This window comes from Agromyces humi, assembly GCF_009720255.1.
Classification (GTDB): domain Bacteria; phylum Actinomycetota; class Actinomycetes; order Actinomycetales; family Microbacteriaceae; genus Agromyces; species Agromyces humi.
The window spans coordinates 1-5,673 of sequence record NZ_WJSP02000241.1; the positions used below are offsets into that span (position 1 = coordinate 1).

The 5,673-nt window shown below is 69.2% G+C and carries 5 protein-coding genes and 1 pseudogene; 2 read left to right on the forward strand and 4 right to left on the reverse strand.

What is annotated here, in order from left to right:
* Positions 1–401, forward strand: a 401-nt coding sequence (locus tag GH736_RS15920) for a phage tail sheath family protein (RefSeq protein WP_162529570.1), incomplete at its 5' end; no start/stop codon positions are given.
* A gap of 36 nt (positions 402–437) precedes the next feature.
* Here the strand turns inward: GH736_RS15920 and GH736_RS15925 are convergent.
* From GH736_RS15925 to GH736_RS15940, 4 genes are all read right to left on the reverse strand, one after another.
* Positions 438–2,081, reverse strand: coding sequence for a glycoside hydrolase family 13 protein (locus GH736_RS15925; protein WP_159605079.1), 1,644 nt, complete (start codon positions 2,079–2,081; stop codon positions 438–440).
* Positions 2,078–2,941 (reverse strand): carbohydrate ABC transporter permease, encoded by an 864-nt coding sequence (locus GH736_RS15930; protein ID WP_203230808.1) that lies wholly within the window; start codon positions 2,939–2,941, stop codon positions 2,078–2,080. Before GH736_RS15930 ends, GH736_RS15925 begins: the two co-directional genes overlap by 4 nt.
* A gap of 53 nt (positions 2,942–2,994) precedes the next feature.
* Positions 2,995–3,921, reverse strand: a complete 927-nt coding sequence (locus GH736_RS15935) for a carbohydrate ABC transporter permease (protein ID WP_159605087.1) — start codon at positions 3,919–3,921, stop codon at positions 2,995–2,997.
* 69 nt (positions 3,922–3,990) lie between these two features.
* Complete coding sequence (locus GH736_RS15940; RefSeq protein WP_159605083.1) at positions 3,991–5,277, reverse strand: ABC transporter substrate-binding protein; 1,287 nt, start codon at positions 5,275–5,277, stop codon at positions 3,991–3,993.
* Between the two features lie 137 nt (positions 5,278–5,414).
* On the opposite strand from GH736_RS15940, the pseudogene GH736_RS15945 reads away from it, so the two are divergent.
* Positions 5,415–5,673, forward strand: a pseudogene (locus GH736_RS15945) (helix-turn-helix domain-containing protein); the annotation flags it as partial.

Below are 5,673 nucleotides of genomic sequence, written 5' to 3' on the forward strand. Positions count from 1 at the left end.
TCCCCGGCCGGCGCCCGATCGTGTGGGGCGCCCGAACGCTCGCCGCCGGCGGTCCCGCGGCCGCCGAGTGGAAGTACGTGCCGGTGCGCCGCACGGCGCTCTTCCTCGAGGAGAGCATCGAGCGCGGCCTGCAGTGGACGGTCTTCGAGCCGAACGACGAGCCGCTCTGGCAGGAGGTCCGCGAGTCCGTCGGCGCGTTCCTGCACGACCTCTTCAGGGCGGGCGCCTTCCACGGTCGCTCGGCCGCAGAGGCGTACTTCGTGCGCTGCGGTCGGGAGACGACGACCCAGGAGGACCTCGACGCCGGCGAGCTGATCGTGCTCATGGGATTCGCGCCGATCCGTCCCGCCGAGTTCGTCGTGCTGCGGATCCGGACGCGGACCCGACGGCCCGGCGAGTGAATCCGTCGACTCGCCCGGGAGGCTGATGCCGGCGGCTCAGGGCGCCGACGTCACCCGCAGCCACGCCGCCGTCTCCGCCGGCAGCAGGCCGTCGGGCAGGGGGCCGCTCGCGACGAGGACCTCGCCGGCGGGCAACGGCACGGACGCGGCCCCGAAGTTGATGACGACCTCCCACCCGCCGTCGCGGCGGAACCGCACGACGTCGTCGTGCTCCGTCGGCGACCAGGCGAGCCGCTCCGAGCCCTGGAGGTCCCGGCGCAGCTCGAGCGCTCGCCGGTAGAGCGCGAGCGTCGAGTCCGGGGCATCCTGCTGCGCCTCCACCGAGAGCTCAGCGAACCACGCCGGCTGGGGAAGGTGCGAACCGTCGGAGCCGAACCCGAACGACGTGCCGTCACTCCGCCACGGGATCGGCACGCGGCATCCGTCACGGCCGACGTCGACCCCCGGGTTGCGGAAGTACGCCGGGTCCTGCCGCTCGATCGGAGGGATGTCGGCGACCTCGTGGAGGCCGAGCTCCTCACCCTGGTACAGGTAGGCGGACCCGGGCAGGCCCAGCATGAACAGCGTCGCGGCGCGGGCGCGTCGCAGGCCGCCATCGGCGTCGAGCACTGGGTGGACGCCTCCCGAGAGGAGCCAGGCGGCGCCGTGCTTCTCGCGGGGATCGACCGGCTCGGGGAGGCCGTAGCGCGTGGCATGACGCACGACGTCGTGGTTGGAGAGCACCCACGTCGTCGACGAGCCGGACTCCGAGGCGAGCGCCAGGTTCGCGTCGACGATCCGCCGGAAGGCTCCCGCGTCGAACGGCGCCTCGAGCAGGTCGAAGTTGAATGCCTGGCCGAGTCCCTCCCGGCTCGCGTAGCGCGGGCGTCGTGGGGTGTCCACCCATGCTTCCGCGACCGCCGTGCGCGGGGGCGAATAGCTGTCGAAGACCGCGCGCCACGCGGCGTAGATCTCGTGCACCTCGTCCCGGTCCCACAGCGGATGGCCCCCGTCGCGGGGAAGCGCATCGAGCGCGGCCTGGTCGGGAAGCTCATCGTCGAGGCGCTTCGCGAGTCCGTGCGCCACGTCGATGCGGAACCCGTCGACGCCCCGGTCCGACCAGAAGCGGAGGGTGGTCAGGAAGTCGTCGCGCACCTCGCGGTTGTCCCAGTTGAGGTCGGGCTGCTCGGTGGCGAAGTAGTGCAGGTACCACTGGCCGTCGCCGACGGGTTCCCAGGCGGGACCGCCGAAGGCACTGGTCCAGTCCGCGGGAGGGAGGGTCCGCCCCTCGCCGAGCCCGTCGCGGAAGATGTACCGGTTGCGAGCGGCGGAGCCCCTCGGCGATGCGAGTGCCTCGACGAACCAGGCATGCCGGTTCGACGTGTGGTTCGGCACGATGTCGACGATGATGCGGATGCCGGACGCGTGCAGCTCGGCGACGAGGTCGTCGAAGTCATCGAGGGTGCCGAGCCGCGGGTCGACGTCGCGGTAGTCGTCGACGTCGTATCCGCCGTCGGCGAGCGCCGACGGGTAGAACGGGCTGAGCCAGACGGCGTCGACGCCCAGGCGCCGCAGGTACGGCACGCGAGACCGGATGCCGCGGAGGTCGCCGATGCCGTCGGCGTTCGCATCCGCGAAGCTGCGCGGATACACCTGGTAGACGACCGCCTGCCGCCACCAGTCGGCGTCGTCGCGCGTCATCCCTTGACCGCGCCCTGCGTCACGCCCTCCATCACCCAACGCTGCGTGAACAGGTAGGCGATGATCGCCGGCGCCATCGCCATCAGGTAGGAGGCGAACGACACGTTGTAGTTGTTGCTGAACTGCGTCTGGAAGATCTGCTGCACCACCGGAAGGGTCTGCTGGCTCGAGTCCGCGATGATGAGTGACGGCATCATGAAGTCGTTCCACGAGGCGAGGAAGGCGAAGATGCCCACCGTGGCGCTCATGGGTGCCAGCAGCGGGAAGATCAGCCGCCAGAACGTCTGGCCCGTCGTGGCGCCGTCGATGCGCGCACTCTCCTCGAGCTCGAGCGGGATCGAGCGCAGGAACGCGGTGAACAGCAGGATGCTGAACGACAGCTGGAACATGATGTGCAGGATCGTGACGCCGACCGGGTTCGCGAGCCCCGTGAGGCCGGTCAGCTGGATCTGCGGCAGCGCGACGACGGGGAACGGCAGGAACATCGCGGCCAGCAGGTAGAAGAACGAGTACCGGAAGAACCGGTGCTCCCAGTTGCGGGCGATCGCGTAGGACGCGAGCGCGGCCAGCAGGATCGTGCCGATGACCGACGCCGCGGTGATGAGGATCGAGATGGTGAACGCCACCGGGAAGTTCGTGAGCTCCCATGCCGCCGCGTACCCCGAGAAGTCGATCGGCGCCGGCAGGGAGAACGCGTTGCCGTCCACCGCCTGCGACGTCGACTTCAGCGACATCGAGATCGTCACGTAGAGCGGCACGAGCACGGTGAGGGACGCGAGGACGAGCAGGATCGTGGTCGACCAGTTCGCCCGTTCCTGCCCGACCCGGCCCTTGCGACGACGCGCGACGTCGGTCGTCATGGCGCGCGTCGTGGGCTGCGCGTCGGCGACCGGGATGCGTGCTGCTGCCTGGGTCATGCGATGGCCGCCTTTCCGCGGGTGAGCCTGAGCTGGAGGATGGAGATGAGCACCGCGATGATGAAGAAGAGCGTGGCGTTCGCCATCTGGTAGGCGTAGTCGCCGCCGGTGAAGCCGGTGAAGATGGTCATCGCGATGCTGCGGGTCGCCGTTCCCGGACCGCCGTTCGTGAGGCCGACGATCACGTCGTACACGTTGAGGTAGTTCTTGAACCCGAGGATGACGTTGATCACGACGTAGCCCGCGACGAGCGGCAGCGTGACCGACCAGAGCCGCCGGAGCGGCTCGGCGCCGTCGATGTCGGCCGCCTCGTACACCTCGCCCGGGATGGAGAGCAGGCCGGCGATGTAGATGAGGAGCGTCGCGGGGACCGACTGCCAGGTGGCCACGACGACGATGGCGAGCCAGGCGAGGTCCGGGTTCGCGAGGAGCGACTCCGACAGCCACGGGATGCCGACCGCCGATCCGAACGCGGGCAGCGAGTTCGAGAACAGGAAGTTGAACACGTAGGCGATGACGATGCCCGAGATGACCATCGGGATCACGAAGACGGCGCGGAGTCCCGACTTCAGCCGCACGCGCGACGTGAGGCCGACGGCGAGGAGGAACGCGATGACGTTGACGAGCACCACCGTGACGATGGCGAAGCCGAAGGTGAAGAGGTAGCTCGAGAGGATCGCCGGGTCCGAGAACACGGCGACGTAGTTGGTGAGTCCGATGAACTCCCACTCGCCGAAGCCGATGAAGTTCGTGAAGCTGTAGAAGATGCCGAGGACCGCGGGCACGGTGATGGCGAGCGTGAACAGCACCACGGTCGGAACGAGGAACCAGTAGTAGATCGCCTCGACCCGGCGTCGTCCCCTGCGGCCCGACCGGCCTCCGGCGAGGTGGTCGACATGGCCGTGCTCGGCTTCGTCGACCATGGCGCCCGCGGATGCCGCGGCGGTCGTGATGGGTGTGGTCATGTCGACGTCCTCTCGATGTTCGGCCGGTCAGCCGCGCAGTGCGAGGCGGGCCCAGTCGGCGTCGAGCCGGGCGAGCGTCGCCTCGGCGTCCGAACCGGTCACGATGGCCTGCAGGTAGTTCTCGGTCGGGATGCTGAGCGGGATGAACTTCGAGGCGCCCTGGTAGAACCGGCCCTCGTCGTAGTACTCCTGCATGCCGAGGATCCGCTCGTCGGTGGCGGGCGCCGCCTCGGTCGTGGTGCCGAAGCCGAGGTACTCGGCGTTGTAGTCGTCCATCACGTCCTGCTGCATGAGGAACGTCACGAACTCCCGCGCGGCCTCCTGGTCGGAGCTCGCCTCGGGGACCCAGAGCGCGAGGTCGAGGTTCACCCGTACCTTGAGGTCGTCGGGGTCGTCCGTCACCGGGAGCGGGAACGTGCCGAGCTCGAGATCGGGATCCGTCTTCGCGATCTCGCCGAGCGCCCAGGGGCCCTGCATGAGCATCGCCGCCTCGCCCTTCGCGAACGCCGCGTTGCCGTCGCCGTAGCCGCGGCTCGCGGCATCGTCGTTCGAGTAGGCGGCGAGCTCCAGCATCCGATCGACCGGTTCGATCAGCGTCTTCTGGAAGGACACCTCGGAGTCGGGGCCGACCTCGGTGCCGAGCTCGTTCATCCGGTCGTAGAAGTCGGCCACGTCGATGGACCCGCCGACGGTGTAGTCGAACAGCCCCTGGGCCACCGTCCATGGCTCCTTGAAGGTGCTGTAGATCGGGGTGATCCCGGCCGCCTCGAGCGTCTCGCACGCGGCGATGAGCTCGTCCCAGGTGGTCGGCACCTCGATGCCGTGGTCCTCGAACATCTGCACGTTGTAGATGACGGACTCGGCGGCCACGGAGTATGGCAGCACGCTCGTGCGTCCCGGATACGAGGGCAACTGGTCGACGAGCTCCTGCACGTCGGGCCGGATCCGGTCGGCCTCGGGCATGTCGGACAGATCGGAGAGCGCCCCGCGCTCCTGGAAGCGCGCCATCTCCATGTTGTAGTTCAGGAGACCCACGTCGGGCGGGTTGCCGCGGAGGAACCCGGCCGAGAGATTCGAGGCGGTGTCCAGTGTGACGTGCACGTCGGTCTGCGAGGCGTTGAACTCGTCGACGAGCTCCCTGAAGTACGGGACCGCCTCGGGCTTCGACATGTGGAAGGTGATGTCGGCGGTGCCGTCGTCGCCCGAGCCGGCACAGCCCGCGAGCGCGAGGGACGCGCCGACCGCCCCGGCGAGGGCGAGGGCGACGCGACGGGCGAGCCGCGTCGGGACCGTGCGGGAAGCTTCGTGAGGCACGTCGTCGTCTCCTCCGGGGTCGGATCGCCCGTGCCGTGCAACGTCGTCAGCACTGACGAAAGTAAATTTAGGATGTAGATTTACTCGTTGGCGTAAATAATGCAACAGAGGATCGGCCGAGGTCAAGGGGGTCGTCGATGGATTCCGTGGGAGCGTCGTCGCCGCAGGTGCTGCGCAAGCTCAACGCGCGCCGCGTGCTCGAACATGCCTGGCGCGCCGGCGCATTCACCGCGTCGGACGTGATGGGCGCCACCGGCCTCACCCGCTCCACCGTCATCGGAGTGTGCGACGAGCTCGTGCGGCAGGGCTGGCTCGCCGAGCTCGGCGACGCCCGCGCCGTCGGCGATTACACGAAGGGGCGGCCGGCCCGCCGATACGCCCTGCAGGACCGCGCCG